Consider the following 16,200-nt stretch of genomic DNA (forward strand, 5'->3'; position numbering starts at 1 on the left):
AAGGCATTCAGCAATTAGAGGTCTTTGGGTGTAAAAGATGAAGGGGTATGACGCAGTAAAAAATAAAACAGAGCGTCCAACAAAGTGCTTGAACGCCCTCCTCTACCAGGATTCAACATTATGACTAGATTCTAAGCATAACTAACCAATAATCGGCATCGATTGCCATGCCCTTTGGTGCAACATTTCGCAACCAAATTCGGTAATAACGATGTTCTCTTCGTGCACCATCATGCGGTTTTTCGCAAATGCCATGCCCGGCTCAAGGGTTAGCACCATACCGGGTTTTAATATCACGTCCCCATTTGGCACATGTGATGGCCACTCGGTTAGCTGCATACCCAAGCCGTGCCCCATTCGACCCACATCGTTGCCAAGCGCGCCGTTCTTTTCGAGTACCGACCACATGGCTTGCCACACGTCTCCGGTTGTTCGTCCCGGCTCTGCAATCGCGAGCCCTGCTTCTGTCGATTTATAAACGGCGTCATAAGCCGCTATCGTATCTGGCTGCGCATGACCAAACGCATAATTGCGGTCAAAGTCGCTGAAGTAGCCGTCAAAGTTAGCCCCCGTGTCGATGATCAACACGTCACCTTCACCGAGCACACGATCCGTTGGCCCCATGATGATGTTGTCATAGCCACCTTGGCCTGATGCAGAGATCAAGTAAGGACACGCATCGGCACCCAAACGCAGCATCTCCAAATGCATGGCTTTACACGCCTGTCGTTCTGTCATCCCTATCGCGAGATGATAACGAAGATACTCAAAGCCCGCCGCCGTGACTTGGCAAGCAAAGCGTACTTTATCGATCTCCGCTTGAGACTTAACACTGCGAAGATCGCGAACCATCAGTGACACATCAACCACACTGTGTTGGCTCAGCTTCTGCTGTAACAACGCATAGTTAGTGGCAGGCATACGCAGATGTGTTTCAGGGCCAATCATCGAACCGATTCTGCGAGAACCCTTGGAGACTTCAGATAAAGTTGAAGCTAACAAAGAGATACCGTCATCTTCTGGCCTTGGTGAAGGCCAACTGCGCACATCGTCAATCCATGTCTCGTCAAAACCAGCCACACCGATCTCTGGCACTACCGCTATGGGCTTACCAACCGCTGGCACCACCAAAAACCAAGGTCGAGTTGGACTTTCCCAGAACTGCGATTTGAAGCCACTGAAATAGCGGAATTCAGGCTCGGTCGTGAAAAACGCAGCATCGATGTTTTGCGCGCGAAGACGTTGTTGCAACTCGACAGTACGTTGCTCTAGTTCTGCTGATTCAAACCCTCTCTGCGGAGGTGTTAATGGCAATATACTCATATCTCTATCCTTGATTGAATAAGGGTAACTCGACGGATTAATTGAATAAAATGTCTCTTGGTAACAGAGCGATACTTGGGAAGAAAATCAGCAACGCAGACATCAATATCAAGATAAGGAAAAACGGTAATGTTCCGCGGATGACTTCCATATAAGGACGCTCGAAAATCGCTATCGCGGTGAAGATGTCACAACCAAATGGAGGTGTTGCCGACCCAATCGCCATTTGTAGCGTCACCATCACACCGACCAATATCGGATCGATACCTGCGGCATCCACAATCGGCATGAAAATCGGCGTCAAGATAAGCAGAACCACCAATGAATCCACGAACATACAACCGACAAAGAAAGTCAGTGCGATAACAAACAGAATAAATTCAGGTGAAGCATCTTCTAGATTGAGAGGAGCCAACAACTCTTGAGGGATTTGTTCAAACGAGATGTACCAAGAGAACGCCTGACCAACACCCACCAGCACAAATACCACCGCAGTAATCAAGCCGGTGTTTAACGCCGCATCGCAGATGTCTTTTACGCCAAGTTTGCGATAAAAAATGCACTCGACAATAATCGCATACAGCACTGCAAACGAAGCCGCTTCGGTTGGCGTGACAATGCCCGAATAAATTCCACCGATAATCAAAGCAGGGAAACCAAGAGGCAGAATCGCTTTCTTGATCGCTTCAATACGTTCTGCAGTGTTGGCTTTTTCAACCAAAGTGATGGTGTCGCTGTGTTTTACGCTGTAGGCATAGCTGTACAACGAGAACAGGCTTGCGAGCACTAAACCTGGGCCAATACCGGCAATGAATAATTCACCCACACTGGCGTTGGCTAAGGTACCGTAAAGAATCAAACCGATACTCGGTGGGATAAGAAACGCGATGTCACTGGCATTGATGATCAGCGCCATCACGAAGCTGTCTTTATAGCCTGCTTGCAGCAACTTCGGACGCATGATTTGGCCAACCGACACCACGGTCGCTTGGGTCGAACCGGAAACAGAACCAAATAAAGTACAGCTGATACACGTCGTAATCGGTAACCCACCACGCAGATGTCCGACAAACGCTTGGATCAAACCAAGTAAGTTATAGGCTGTGTGTCCACGCGTCATGATATCGGCCGCCAAGATAAACATGGGAACCGCAATCAATGCGTTGGGTGAGATGCCCGTGACCATTTGCTGGATCAGCACTCCCGGCTCTACCTGAGAGAAATGAATCAAGCCAATTAATGCCCCAACCGCTAACGGAACGATCATCGGGAAGCTCAAAAACAGCAGAATAACCATCACAGAGACAAGAGTAAATGTGATGACATAAATATCTAATTCGCCGGCAATAATGTCCGAGAAAAACTGTGCTACATCGCTCATTCGAACTCACCTACTTTAGTGTTTCTATTTTCAATCACGTCAAATGACACATAGATCTCTTTATGCAGTAAGTTCATCAAAAAACTCATGCTGTATTGCAATCCTGCGATGAAAAATCCAATCGGAATGATCGCGTATACCCAATAAACAGGGAGCTGTAGAGCTGGACTTAATCGATTGATGTCTTTGAGCTCTTTGACGTAGAAGAACGCATGGTAGGTGAGGTAAAACATCAACATGGCGGTTAGCAGTGCAATGATGGTGGTCAGGACTTTCTGAGCTTTAGTGCTCAATGAGTCGTAGACTGCGGTCATGCGAATGTTTCGACCTTGGCGCACCGCATAAGCGAAACCGATAAAGGTGACTGAGACGATCAAAAACTGATTGAGTTCTTCTGAGAAAAACAGGCTTTTGTTAAAGGCATACCGACCAATCGCATTGGCCGTGGAATTAATCATCATCGCGAGAATGGCGGTCATGATTAAAAAGCGTTCTAGCTTTTCTGTCGCGACACTTATTTTATGTAGCAGTTCTTTCATAACAGGCAGTGCTCCATACTTCGTTCAGTGACAGGGGTCCATTGCCACAATTTGGAGAAGGTGGGGATAAGCTACCCGCTGCCAATTAACAGCGGATAGCATTCATCCTAACAACGCTTTCTATTGCGTCGCTGAAGCAGCCTTCACTTCATCTAGGATTTCTTCGAGAATGGTTTTCGCACCCTCACGCGCTTCACTTTGCTCACCAGAAGGATACGCATTTGCTACCACGTCATAGTAAGTCGTGTGCAGCTTTTGGCTGAGTACCTTGAAGCGCTCACGCTCTTCCTCAGTTAACACAACCACTTGCATATTTGGACGCTCTTTCAAGATTTTGTCCATGTTCTCTTTGTTGATGCGTACCTGATAGTCGTAAGCCGCTTGGTCTGCCGCTGTGATTGCTTTGTCGACCATAGCTTGCTTCTCTTCAGACAGGCCGTTGTACCACTTGCTGTTGGTCGAAACCGTACTCACATAAGGTTGCTGGCCTGGGAACATTAGGTAGTCTTGAACCTCATGCCACTTCGCGTTGTAGATGAAGTAGATCGGGTTAACCATGCTATCGATGGTCTTAAGTTGCAGTGAACCGTACACTTCACCCCAAGAAAGAGGAGTAGGTGTTGCACCAAACGCTTTGTAGGTTTCAACAGGAATGGTTGAAGTGAAAGTACGGATTTTCTGGTTCGCAAAATCTTCAGGTGTACGGATAGGTTTGTTGCCACCCCACACCATTTCGCCTTCAGACATCATCGACAACAGCTTGAGGTTTACGCTCTCAAACTTAGGTGCCAGCTTGTTGTAGATGGTTGGGCTTTCCGTTAAGACCTTATGTGTGATCGCTTCGTTAGTACCCAGTACATACGGCAAGCTCACCGCTTGTACTTCAGGAACATAAGACCCTAAGTGACCCGCGCCTACAGACACAAATTGAATCGTGCCTTTAGCTGCTAGTTCTACGATGTCGTTTTCTGTACCCAGTTGACCGTAGTAATAGATGCGAACACGGATATCACCATCAGATTCCTTCTTGATTACTTCCGCAAATTTTTGCGCATAGATATCTTGAACGTCTGTTTTGTCCTCTTCTGAAGCAAACTTCCATGTTTCGGCATGAACGCCAAAAACCATGCTCAAACTTAGCAGTGCTACGCCTAATCGTTTCATCCTGTTTTTCCTTTTTATTATCCTAATTACACGCTGATGACCTTGGTCACTTCACGCGCTTCAGTTTTGGCTGTGTCGACAATAAACTCCGTTTAAAGTCAGCCATCTTGCAGTGCCAAATGCGTCACTGCTGAATCTGTTTCTTTACTTATTGCTTCTAATTGAGTTGTTACTTCTCATTGAGTTGCTTCTAATTCATTGTTTCTAAATAAATGTTTCTAAATTGATCGTGCTAAACGATCGTTCACCAACTGAATCCAGTAGCTCGCACCGAGCTTTAAGATGCCGTCGTTGAAGTCGTATTCGGGGTTATGCAATGCGCAGCCGCCGACCGATTCCGTGCCATTACCCAGCAGCACATAACAGCCCGGTTTAACGCGTAACATGCTTGAGAAATCTTCCGAAATTGTCAGTGGGTCGCAGGCGTCATTAACATTCTCGACACCAAGCACCTTCTGCGCGGCAGCAACCGAATATTGGGTTTGTTGCTCGCTGTTGATGGTTGGGTAGAAGGTATTGATAAACTCGAAGTCGTAAGTCGCGCCTGCTGCCTGACAAATGCCCGCCACAATTCGCTCCATGCTCTGCTTGATTCGATCGAGGGAAGATTCAGTGAAGCAGCGACAATCGCCTTTAATGGTTACTTGAGTCGGGATGACGTTAACCGTGCCATCGGTAATAAACTCGGTGGCAGAGACTACAGCGGTGTCGTGAATCGCACTGAGATTACGAGACACGATGGTTTGCAGACCAAGAATGACTTGTGAGCCAACAACGAGAGGATCGACCCCTTGATGCGGCAGAGCAGCATGCCCACCCACACCATTGATGGTGATCTCAAAGCTACTCTCACTGGCCATTAATGATCCGGGGCGAACCATCAATTCACCTTCCGCTAAGCCGGGAAAGTTATGCACGCCATACACTTCATCAATCGAGAATCGTTCAAACAAGCCATCATCAATCATCGCTTGCGCGCCACATCCGTGTTCTTCATCGGGTTGAAAAATGAAATACACCGTGCCATCAAAAGTTGAGTTCCCTGATAATAGGTTTTCGGCTAATAGGTTCTCTGCTAAATAACTTGCTGCGCCAAGCAGCATTGCAGAGTGTCCATCGTGACCACAAGCGTGCATCTTCCCATCGTGTTGTGAGCAGTGTGCGAAGTTGTTTTGTTCGTGAATGTGTAGCGCATCCATATCAGCTCTAAGACCGATGCTCGCTTCACTTGATCCAGAACGAAGTATCCCTACCAATCCTGTTTTTCCAATATTGCGCACCACTTCGATACCAAAGCTCTCAAGCTTACTGGCGATGAAATCAGAGGTGAGATTGACGTCAAAGCCACACTCAGGGAAACGGTGTAAGTGTTGACGCCATTCCGTCATGCTTTGAATAAGCTGCGAAGACAGTTGGTCTGGTTTAATCGAGAAAGTAGACGGCATAGTAGTGATCCCAAAGTGTAATTCTTTGTCTTATTAAATATGGAGTTAGCTTGGCTGCTGAATGTAAACGCAAAGCGAGCAGCCTTAATCAAAGGTCGTTACAACGACTGCGACCTTCGGTAATTATCTGAGGTTGGCTCAAGATGGTGCTCTAGCAGTGCACCGAAGCCTTTTATGGGTATGGGGTAGTTCATCAACTGAAGCGAATGCCAAGCCAACACCTGATTACTGCTAACAACGGGCTTATCTAATTGCGCTTCAATGGATTCAATCACCGATGCTGCACGCAATGCCGTGCAAGAGATAAACAGAAGATCCGCTTCAGGGTCGCAAACTTGTAGTGCGGCGTGTTTGATGTCCATTGGATCAATGAACGTCATCGCGGTGTCATCTTCAAAGCCAAAGCCAGCGATGCTCATCACCTCAATGCCTTGCGACTCAAAAAATGCGGCCACGTCTTGATTCACGGCTTCGGTATAAGGCGTTAATACCGAGATACGCTTCGCTTTAAAGCTGTCGAAAGCCGCTAAGGCAGCGGTCACCGGATTCGTTACCGCAGCGTTTGGGCGAGACTGATGAATGAGCTGGGTAATTCGCTCGCTGCCAATCGCTATGGTGCCGGAGGTACAAGCGTAAATCACCACATCCAATTCGGTGCCCGGTAGGATGGTATCGGCACAAGCAGCGATTCCCGGCTCCATTCTACGTAGGTTCTCTATCGTCAACGGATTGTAGTTTCTCAGGCGGCTGGTGAACGACTGCACATCGTTTGGATATAGCGCGTTTAAATCACGCTCAATATTGAAATCTGTCGCCAACGCAATCACACCGACGCGTCCTGCTGGTGCCAATTGTTCTAATTCAAAATGTAAAGTAGCGATTGCAGATTTCATACTTTCCGACTCCTTGAGCTGCCGATATCAACACTCAATAAATGTTAACAACATGTATCATATAAACTTCAAACTCTGTTAATTTGAACTTTACATTTCGTTCACAAGGTTAATAATGCACCGATAACTTTAAGGATTATCATTAAATGATTACCTTGTTGTGCAGAAATTCCGCATTTTTTCTGCGTTATAGTGATTTTTTGTTCTCATTTATCGAGGGCTAATTATTAAGGCTAAATACCTTTAACTCGATCACACACTGGTTCAAAAGAAACAATTAATTTACAAACAGATATTGGGAAGTATGGGTATGACACAGCAACCTGCATTGGTGGTCGACAGTTTCGACAAGAAGATCCTCAACATCGTACAAGACTCAAATAGAGCTACTTCAGACAAGATTGCAGAAAAGGTCGGGCTGTCTCCTGCTGCCGTTCAGCGCCGCTTAAAACGCATGAGGGCGCAAGGTGTCATTCAAGCTGATGTCTCAGTTATCAACCCAAAAGCGGTCGGTCATGCGATGACGTTTATCGTTCAGGTGACATTAGAACGCGAGCGTGTGGATTTGATGCACAACTTCAAAAAAGAGATGAGTTCGAACCGCTCAGTACAGCAATGTTATTACGTAACTGGCAGTTCAGATTTCATCATGATTGTTACGGCAGCGGATATGGAGGGTTACGACAACTTTACTCGTGAAGCCTTCTTCGATAATGCCAATATCAAGAGTTTTCAAACCAATGTGGTGATGGATAACGTTAAGGTAGGGCTGACAATTCCGATTGATGACCAGCGCGATTAAAAGGCAAGGCGTGTTGTGAAGTAAAAAAAGAAGAGAGAAAAAAGACGGTATGAAGAAATCTTACATACCGCCAACCTTGGGGCTTGCTTTGTTATTCGTTGTTAGCGATTAGCTGTTAACTATCAGCTATTAATTATTGCTATGTACTTTTAGTTATTAGATCTTGTTGTCGATGATCTGTTGGTAGAGATCCGGGTCGGTTGCCCCTTCAGTACCAATCACCAACACTCGGCTGTCTTGAGTTAAATTCAATTTTTCAGCGAAGTTTGGGTCTTGCTTAGCGATGATCGCTGCTGCAAAACCTGGGACTGCAGATTCCCCCCCTTCTATTGCCACTTCCGTTTGCTCGCCACTTGCCAACATGCGCATCGCTTGTGGAATAGCCTCTTCGCTCAGCGTCATAAAGTCATCAGCGCCATTTTGTAGAATCGTCCACGCCAAGCTTGAAACCTCACCACATGCGAGTCCTGCCATCAGTGTCTCTAGATCGCCAGTAACCACGATAGGTTTTCCAGCTTGAGCACTCTTCTGAAGACAGTTTGCCTGCTCAGGTTCGACGATAACAAAACGTGGACGATCGGCGCCCCACAGATCCCAGAAGTAACCACAGACGGCAGATGCCAAACCACCCACTCCACCCTGTACGAAAACATGGGTTGGGATTTCACCATCAAGTTGCTCGACAATTTCAGCCAACATCACGGTATAACCCAAAGCAACGTCCTTAGGGATTTCCATGTAGCCTTCGTAGGAGGTGTCCGACACAATCACGCGGTTTTTCGTTTTGGCTTCTGAATCGGCCAAACGAACGGATTCATCGTAGTTACCGGTAATGCGAACCACTTCTGCGCCGAACGCTTCCATCGCTTGCTTGCGGCCTTCCGATACGTCGCGGTGAATGTAGATAACACAGCCACAACCAAACATTTGTGCGCCCCATGCGACGGAGCGACCATGATTTCCGTCTGTCGCACAGCTGACAACAATTTCAGCAACTTCTGATTTCCACTCACCGTTGAGCAGCTCACTGATGGTCGGGTTCTTTCCATAGCGATTGGCGATCTCAATCTGAAGCTGACGAGCAACGGCATAAGCGCCGCCCAGTGCTTTAAAACTCTTTAGGCCAAAACGCTGCGATTCATCTTTGTACCAAAACTTGTTTACGCCGATCTCAGCAGAGATAGCATTCAGCTCATGCAAAGGAGTAACAGAGTAGCCTGGCCATTGAGAAATATCTTTAATCGCCTGTTGTGAGTTCGCGACACTTAAAATGTCACGCTGTTCACTCAAGTATTCCAATTCAGGGCGTGCTTGTGGGTTAGCGTAGTGTGTCAGAGTGCCTGCCAGTAACTGCATAAATGATCGTCCTTATTAGTCATTCACATGCTCCTTACATCGTTAGATTATAGAAACCTATCGGCCAGTAAGGCTGCGGATAATAAATTCTATCGACAAAAATTGCCGTGATTACACATTCTTATCACTCAATCTGCGGGAATTAATTGTTACACCACGGTTAAATGCAGTATTTGTTCATCTTATGAAATTGTGTAAAACATTCGTTGATAGAACGGATAAAAACCTTTATTCAACCACTACAAAGATCAAATTAAAAACACCAGGCACAAAAAAGGCCGGTAATGACAGAGCCATGACCAACCTTTTCGGAGTCGTTATTGCTACTTTCTTTGACTACTCAATACGAGTAATGAAACCGTACTTATCAGAATCGGCTTTGGTCATCCAGTGCTCACCGGAAGCTGGGGCAGAATCTAAAGTGAAGATATAGAAGTCGATCCCTTTGTCTCCCATCACCTTTTTAAAGTAGGTCGCTTGCTTGCGATGGCTTTCGTCAGTGTATGGGAAATCTTTGGCTGTTTTATCATCCTCAGCCCAACTGTGCACACCAACCTGTTTATTAAGCTCAATGGCTTTGGTGGTATCTGCTCGTTGCAAAACCCGTGGGTTACCCGCAGCGAACAAATCCGTCCCGCCAGAGAACACCGAACCCGTTGGCGTTACAACCGTCGTCATTTTATTATTTTTAATCATGCGTCCGGTGTACATATTGATGTCATCGTCGCCACTGCCACCAATATGATTGTTAAACTTCAAGGTCATCTCACTGCCTTGGTATAACTTCACAATATCGAAAAGCTGGGAATAGGTTGTCGCCCCAAGGGTAGAGGTAATGCGCTCAACGGTTCCAGTGTCTCTTAACACATCACGATAAAAAGCATTGAAAGCAAACGAAGTAGTGATCGTGACTTTGTTACCATTTTTAGTTTTGCTCAGAATCGTCGAGCCAAGGCTAGTCACGTACTGCGACATCACATTGTGATATTCAAGCTCAACCGGTCGTTTTTTATCACTCGTCGTCGTTTGAATTAACGTGGTGTCATTCCCAATTGAGCGTTGAGCCGCACCACAATCAAATGAATCAAAAAAATTACCCTCGCTGTAAATCGCACAGTCATCAGCTCCAGCATCAGGGAGGTACAGATCCACGCTTTGACCTAAACTATCCGCAAGCCTAATTACTTTTTGTTCGTCACTAATATCTTCAGCAAACTGCACTGTTTCATACGGCACACCATCATAAGTCAGTTTCATTGACTCTTGGATCTCTTGTCGCTCTTGATACAATTTACCGAGTTTAGCCGATGAAAATACGTAATCCGCTTTAGGTTTAACTTGCGCTTTAGTCGCCGCGTTACCAGAACTTGAGCCTGAGTTGGAGCTTGAGTTACACCCAACTAAAATAATCAAAGGTAATGCCAGTAACGTTTTTCTATAACTATTCATGTGGTAATTCCCAAAAATGTTTGATGGGAAAATTCTATTATTTAAAAGCGCAAACATCTGTCGTGCGAATGTATGAGAATGTATACCTTTTTGAACATTGTTTTTTATTTTCGCATAAATTCAAAATCATCATTGAACTGGCGTAGAAAGTGTTTAATCATTCACGTCAGGTATTTTACGTAAAGCATGCAAATTGAATATGCCACAATAGCTAACCACTAGATAAGGCACCCTCACGTAATCTCAATACGAGAAACGCACGACAAGGCTGATAATGGAATGACAAAACCTAAAATGATCATCGTGGAAGACGATTTGAAACTTCAGAAAATGTTGCAAGACTACTTTGTCGCGCAAGATTTTGACGTCACGGTGCTAGGTGACGGCGGTAATGCCGCGCAGACCATCCTCGCGGAACAACCTGATATTGTACTGCTGGATTTGATGCTTCCTGTAACGGATGGACTGACAATCTGCCGACAGACGCGTACACACTATAAAGGTAAAATCTTGATGCTCACCGCTAGCGATGACGACTTTGATCACGTCGCTGGTTTAGAGACAGGGGCTGATGACTATGTCACTAAGCCAATCAAACCAAGAGTTCTGCTGGCCAGAGTTCGTTCGCTATTACGCCGCCAAGACGCCAATACCGCTTCAGTCGATGACTCAGACAACCTTCAGTTTGATCAACTCGTTCTGAAAAACACTTATAAGAAGTGTGAACTTTCAGGTGCGGTTTTATCACTTACTGACAGTGAGTTTGACCTACTTTGGTTATTAGCGAGCAACCCTGATACTCCGCTATCACGTGACTATTTGACGCAAACACTGCGCGGCATTGAGTACGATGGGATCGACCGAACGATTGATAACAAGGTCGTGCGTCTAAGAAAGATACTCGGTGACGACCACGCGCCAGCAGAGAAAATTCAGACCATTCGCGGCAAAGGCTACCTATTTGTTTCAACCGCCTGGCATTAACTTCGCTCACTACGAGCGTAATGAAAGAGATCGATTATGCGACGTATCTATTTGGAGTCCCTATTAGGGTTGTTAGTTTGCTTTATGGCCGGCCTTGTCGCCTACGAGATTTGCGTCTATCAGCTCAATACCGACTACGAATATGTACTGGAAGATTACGAAGCGACAGCCCACCAGCAACTCATAGAAAACATCGCAAAAAATCAGGGACTTGAAGCGGCTCATCAAGCGATAAGTCAGTTTGTAGAGACCACTCGAAATACACTCGTCACTTTCAGTCCAAATGATGAAATACCGGAACCAGTTTCGAGATTTTTCAGTACCCATCCGAATAGCTTTATCTTTCACGATGATGAACGTGACCTATGGTTTCGCTTAGCAAGCAGTGACAATACCTATCATTACCTACCCAACAGTGAGGCGTTCGTTAGGCAAAAGATAGAGTTGGAGGATGACCTCATTTGGTTGTTCTTCCTAGCAAGCTTTATCTTATACGGCTTATGCCATCTGATGATTATATTCCGCCGAGTTAAAAAGCTTGAATCTGCCACGCTAGCCTTTGCTGAAGGGGATCTCTCCGCGCGAGCCGAAACGTCAAGCGGCATTGCCATCGGCTCACTCAATAAATCCTTCAACCTAATGGCTGACCGCATTCATCGCTTGATTGAGAGTAACCGCTCGCTCACCAATGCGGTAGCTCATGAACTGCGCACGCCAATATTCCGTATCCAATGGCAAGCTGAAATGCTCAAGGACACGCCACTCAACGAGGCACAACAAAGCACCGTAGAAAGTATTGTCGAAGATACCGAAGAGATGGAAAAGATGGTCGACGAACTATTGTGTTACGCCAAGCTCGATAGCATTGACCTTGAAAACCTACAGCAACCACTAGAGATAAGAGACTTTCTGAATCACGCAATGGCACGCTGGAGCAAAGACACTGAGCTCAACATCAACCTATCATTGCCTGAACAAGCCCACTCAATACTGGCGGATAAAATACTGCTCAACCGCGCCTTAGATAACCTAGTACGCAACGCGATGAAATTCGCACGCTCTCAAGTGTTGATTGAAGCCAGCGTGCATCAAGAACAACTACAGATTGCAGTACATGATGATGGTGATGGTGTGGCTCAAGAGCATCAGGCTCGCCTGTTTGAACCCTTTTACGTTGGTGACAAAGCACGTAACAAAGCCAAGAGTGGCCATGGATTGGGGCTTTCTATCGTCGACAAGATCTGTGCTCAACACGGCGCGAGCGTGGAGGTTGGTCAGAGCCAAACTTTAAAGGGTGCGGTATTCACCATAACCATTCAGCTATGTAATGATTCAGCTGACAAACCCATACAGTAACTACAAAACACCTCTGGAATAATGTTCAACATCGGTCGGGAGATGCTGTCTCCCAATGAACTTATGAGTCTAGATAATCATGACACTGTCGTTTATGGCTTGTCATCACAGCACTGCTGAGTAGTAGCAAAGCAACTCGTTAACTCGCGCTTTGCTAGCAGTTCAAGCCATAGGCTTACTATCTAAATTCCAATCATTCTTAAGGTATTTTTATGAAAAAGTTATTAGTTGTTTTAGGCATTGTCTCTCTAGCAGGTTGTTCAGGTATCAGCCACAACGAAGAAGTTTACACAGCGCACGCTGAGAGCTTCAACATTGTTGGTTTCCAAGTTCCTGGTAACACACAAGATCGTGCAATGGAATTAGTACCTGAAGGTGCAACGGTTGATACTATTCGTTCAACAAACTCTGATACAAGCTCTGTGCTAGGTATCATCAACCGTATTATCGGTATCGACTACGTTCAGGTTGGCGGTAAAAAGCAGTAATTCGCTTTAGTCGCAAACCATAGCTAAGTGTATTAGTTACGTACCTTTAATCAGTAGCCTGCACAAACTAAGTTAATCTAAGCCAGTGACCTCGTCGCTGGCTTTTTTCATCCAGCAGCTTTTGTGCTCTGTGCCAAATAAAGCCCCATTTGACTAACTCTCTTGTAACTAACAATTCAGAAAATAAGCCCCAAAATCGTCAATTTCTTATCAAAATTGCCTTTAAACTCGCTTAATAGTCTTTCGCTCAAAATGACACTTCCAAATCGTTGATCCTTCTATCAACCCAGAGCCCGCTAATTGAGGCATAGATCAATTTACCTAGAAATCTTAATTTCCAATAAAAAACAACACCTAATAAAATTGTCATGACTTTATAAATAAACCTATGAGTGCGTTCAAAAATAAACAGAAACGATAACTATCTGTAAATACGAGAAATATAAGTTTCATGAATAAAAGAGATCATTGCCATGCTACTAATTAATCAGATCGAATGATGTAAATTCGTTGTGATAATTTTGTTACGTTTTCATGGATTTTACATGGAAAGAGAAAATAACAATGAAAATGAAAAAGCGTTTAGTTGCCGTTGCTATAGCGAGTGCTATGTCTTTATCAGTACATGCAAGTGAATCCGTTAACATCGATCAACCGATCAACTTTACTAGCTTTTCTGGGTTGAATACTCAGTTAGGCGTCAGTAACGCCTCTAGCTTTAAGATGGTGAAGGAAGTTAACCTCAAAAAGCGTGGTATCTACAAAGTTAAGATCCAACAGAACATCTGGGGAACACCAGTATGGGGGCACTACCTAAACGCCACCCAAAGCGTACAAGGTGGTGCACTTAAGTCTGTTCAAGGCAGCTACCTTAAAACGACGACCCTAGAGCGTTCTTTTGTTAAGCCATCAATCAACAGCTCCCAAGCCGTTGAGCTTGCGAGTAAAGATCTCAAGGTTCAGGGCTTAACCAGCAAATCTCTAGACAACGTACAACATGAGCTGTTTATTTATCAGGGCACATCTAATCAAGGAGCCGATAAACAAGGCATTGGTACACAAGGGGCAGATAAAACACGCCTAGTCTACGTTATCTCTTATCTCGTTGAAGGCAGCGAACAGCCGACTCGACCATTCACCATGCTAGACGCGCATACCGGCGAAGTTATCGACCGTTGGGAAGGTATTGCTCACGCACAGATCGGTACAGGCCCTGGTGGTAACGAGAAAACAGGCATGTACGAGTACGGTACCGACTACCACTACCTTGATGTGGTAGAAAACGGCACAGAGTGTGTGATGGAATCGGAAAATGTCGTTACCGTTGACCTAAATGGCGCGACAGACGGCGACACCACTTACAGCTACGAATGTCCTCGTAACGAACATAAAGAAGTGAACGGAGCCTTCTCTCCACTCAACGATGCACACTACTTCGGTAACATCGTGTTCGACATGTATAAGAACTGGTTCGACACAGCGCCGCTCTCTTTCAAACTCATGATGCGTGTTCACTACGGTAACAACTACGAGAATGCATTCTGGGATGGCAAGGCAATGACCTTTGGCGATGGTGAAAGCTTCTTCTACCCACTTGTAAGCCTAGATGTGTCAGCGCACGAAGTGAGCCACGGTTTCACTGAACAAAACTCAGGTTTGGTTTACGCAAACCAATCCGGTGGTATGAACGAAGCTTTCTCTGATATGGCAGGTGAAGCAGCAGAATACTACATGAAAGGCACCAACGACTGGATGGTCGGCCGTAATATCTTTAAAGGCGACGGAGCTCTACGTTACATGGACGATCCATCACGAGATGGTTCTTCAATCAATAATGCATCCGAGTATTACGATGGCTTGAATGTTCACTACAGTTCTGGTGTGTTTAACAAGGCCTTCTACCATCTTGCAACCACGCAAGGTTGGGATACCAAAAAAGCGTTCGAGCTTTTCGTGTTATCCAACCAAATCTACTGGTCGGAAAACAGTGACTTCTGGCAAGGTGCTTGTGGCGTGAAAAACTCAGCAACCGACCTTGGCTACAATGCCGATGACGTTGTTTCTGCGTTCGCTCTCGTAGGTGTTACCCCATGTGCAGAGCCACCACTGCCGCCAGAACCGGAATATCAACGCCTTGAAAACGGTGTTGAAGCTGCGGTTTCTGGTGAAACCGGCTCAAAAACTTACTTCGATATCGAAGTACCAGAAGGCCAAGACAAGCTGACGATTGATCTTGCTGTGTCTACTGGTGACCCGGATATGTATGTCGGTCTAGATTATGCACCAAGCTCTCAAGAGAATATCTGTAAGAGTGAAAGCGTAACCGATGAAGTATGTGTAATTGAAAACCCAACAGCTGGTCGCTACACGGTGAACATTCTGGGTTACTCAGATTACGCAGGTGCAAATCTGAAAGCATCATACGAATCAGGCAATGCTAACGTACCGCCAGTCTCTTCTTTCGAACACACGGTTGTCGGCAAAGAAGTAGAGCTGCGCAGCACAAGTTCGGATAGCGACGGTCAGATCGTTTCTTACCAATGGAACCTAGGCGATGGCAACATGCAAACAGGTGAAGTGACTCGTTATACCTATGCTGAAGCTGGCGACTACGTGGTTACGCTAACAGTGACTGACGATGCAGGTGTTGCGACATCAACAAGCAAGTCGATCACAATTGAAGGTGATTCAGCGGAAGGCTTCCCACTAAAACTGAAGTTTGGTAACAAAAACCCGAACGGCAAGGCTCGCGTTAAGCTGGCATGGGATTACGACACTAACGACTACTTCGTGATTAAACGTAATGGCAAAAATGTTGGTGCTACAGACTTCAACTCATACGTCGACAAGTTCCGTCACAACGGCACAGTAGATGTTGAGTACCAAGTGTGTACCTCAAGCGATATCTGTTCAGAAACCAAGCACTACCGTTTCATTAAAGCACAGTAATCAATAGCAAATTCAGGGCTCCGAAAGGGGCCCTTTTCGCGGTTATCTGTTTAGAAAATGAAACATCGACA

The 16,200-nt window shown here is 45.6% G+C and carries 13 protein-coding genes; 5 read left to right on the plus strand and 8 right to left on the minus strand.

Annotated features, from left to right (window positions below; genetic code table 11):
* Window positions 1-141: 141 nt before the first annotated feature.
* The 6 genes from AC3CH4_RS17945 to AC3CH4_RS17970 form a co-directional block, all read right to left on the minus strand.
* Window positions 142-1,323: a M24 family metallopeptidase gene (locus tag AC3CH4_RS17945; protein ID WP_488544190.1), complete on the minus strand. Its 1,182-nt coding sequence runs from the start codon at window positions 1,321-1,323 to the stop codon at window positions 142-144.
* 37 nt (window positions 1,324-1,360) lie between these two features.
* A complete protein-coding gene (locus AC3CH4_RS17950; protein ID WP_017111212.1) occupies window positions 1,361-2,704 on the minus strand; it encodes a TRAP transporter large permease in 1,344 nt (447 codons plus the stop codon).
* Window positions 2,701-3,243 (minus strand): TRAP transporter small permease, encoded by a 543-nt coding sequence (locus AC3CH4_RS17955; protein WP_488544191.1) that lies wholly within the window; start codon window positions 3,241-3,243, stop codon window positions 2,701-2,703. Before AC3CH4_RS17955 ends, AC3CH4_RS17950 begins: the two co-directional genes overlap by 4 nt.
* A gap of 120 nt (window positions 3,244-3,363) precedes the next feature.
* Complete coding sequence (locus tag AC3CH4_RS17960) at window positions 3,364-4,407, minus strand: TRAP transporter substrate-binding protein (RefSeq protein WP_488544192.1); 1,044 nt, start codon at window positions 4,405-4,407, stop codon at window positions 3,364-3,366.
* 218 nt (window positions 4,408-4,625) lie between these two features.
* On the minus strand, window positions 4,626-5,852 hold the full coding sequence (locus AC3CH4_RS17965; RefSeq protein WP_488544193.1) for a M20 aminoacylase family protein: 1,227 nt from the start codon (window positions 5,850-5,852) through the stop codon (window positions 4,626-4,628).
* A 98-nt stretch (window positions 5,853-5,950) separates the two neighbouring features.
* Entirely contained in the window at window positions 5,951-6,745 is a 795-nt protein-coding gene (locus AC3CH4_RS17970; RefSeq protein ID WP_488544194.1) for a maleate cis-trans isomerase family protein, read from the minus strand.
* A 310-nt stretch (window positions 6,746-7,055) separates the two neighbouring features.
* Between AC3CH4_RS17970 and AC3CH4_RS17975 the strand changes: the two genes are divergently transcribed.
* Window positions 7,056-7,547: an Lrp/AsnC family transcriptional regulator gene (locus AC3CH4_RS17975; protein ID WP_029225134.1), complete on the plus strand. Its 492-nt coding sequence runs from the start codon at window positions 7,056-7,058 to the stop codon at window positions 7,545-7,547.
* A 156-nt stretch (window positions 7,548-7,703) separates the two neighbouring features.
* Here AC3CH4_RS17975 and AC3CH4_RS17980 read toward each other — a convergent pair whose 3' ends face one another.
* Window positions 7,704-8,903: a diaminopropionate ammonia-lyase gene (locus tag AC3CH4_RS17980; RefSeq protein ID WP_488544195.1), complete on the minus strand. Its 1,200-nt coding sequence runs from the start codon at window positions 8,901-8,903 to the stop codon at window positions 7,704-7,706.
* Between the two features lie 336 nt (window positions 8,904-9,239).
* Window positions 9,240-10,352: an alpha/beta hydrolase gene (locus AC3CH4_RS17985; protein ID WP_488544196.1), complete on the minus strand. Its 1,113-nt coding sequence runs from the start codon at window positions 10,350-10,352 to the stop codon at window positions 9,240-9,242.
* 279 nt (window positions 10,353-10,631) lie between these two features.
* On the opposite strand from AC3CH4_RS17985, the gene AC3CH4_RS17990 reads away from it, so the two are divergent.
* The 4 genes from AC3CH4_RS17990 (at window position 10,632) to AC3CH4_RS18005 (ending at window position 16,129) form a co-directional block, all read left to right on the plus strand.
* Window positions 10,632-11,336 carry a response regulator gene (locus AC3CH4_RS17990; RefSeq protein WP_017075673.1) on the plus strand — a complete coding sequence of 235 codons (705 nt, stop codon included), beginning with the start codon at window positions 10,632-10,634 and terminating at the stop codon, window positions 11,334-11,336.
* Between the two features lie 36 nt (window positions 11,337-11,372).
* Window positions 11,373-12,692: a sensor histidine kinase gene (locus AC3CH4_RS17995; RefSeq protein WP_488544197.1), complete on the plus strand. Its 1,320-nt coding sequence runs from the start codon at window positions 11,373-11,375 to the stop codon at window positions 12,690-12,692.
* 212 nt (window positions 12,693-12,904) lie between these two features.
* Entirely contained in the window at window positions 12,905-13,180 is a 276-nt protein-coding gene (locus AC3CH4_RS18000; protein WP_017065177.1) for a hypothetical protein, read from the plus strand.
* Window positions 13,181-13,744: 564 nt separating this feature from the next.
* Complete coding sequence (locus AC3CH4_RS18005) at window positions 13,745-16,129, plus strand: M4 family metallopeptidase (protein ID WP_488544198.1); 2,385 nt, start codon at window positions 13,745-13,747, stop codon at window positions 16,127-16,129.
* Window positions 16,130-16,200 lie beyond the last annotated feature (71 nt).

This window comes from Vibrio sp. QJM3NY_26, assembly GCF_057786005.1.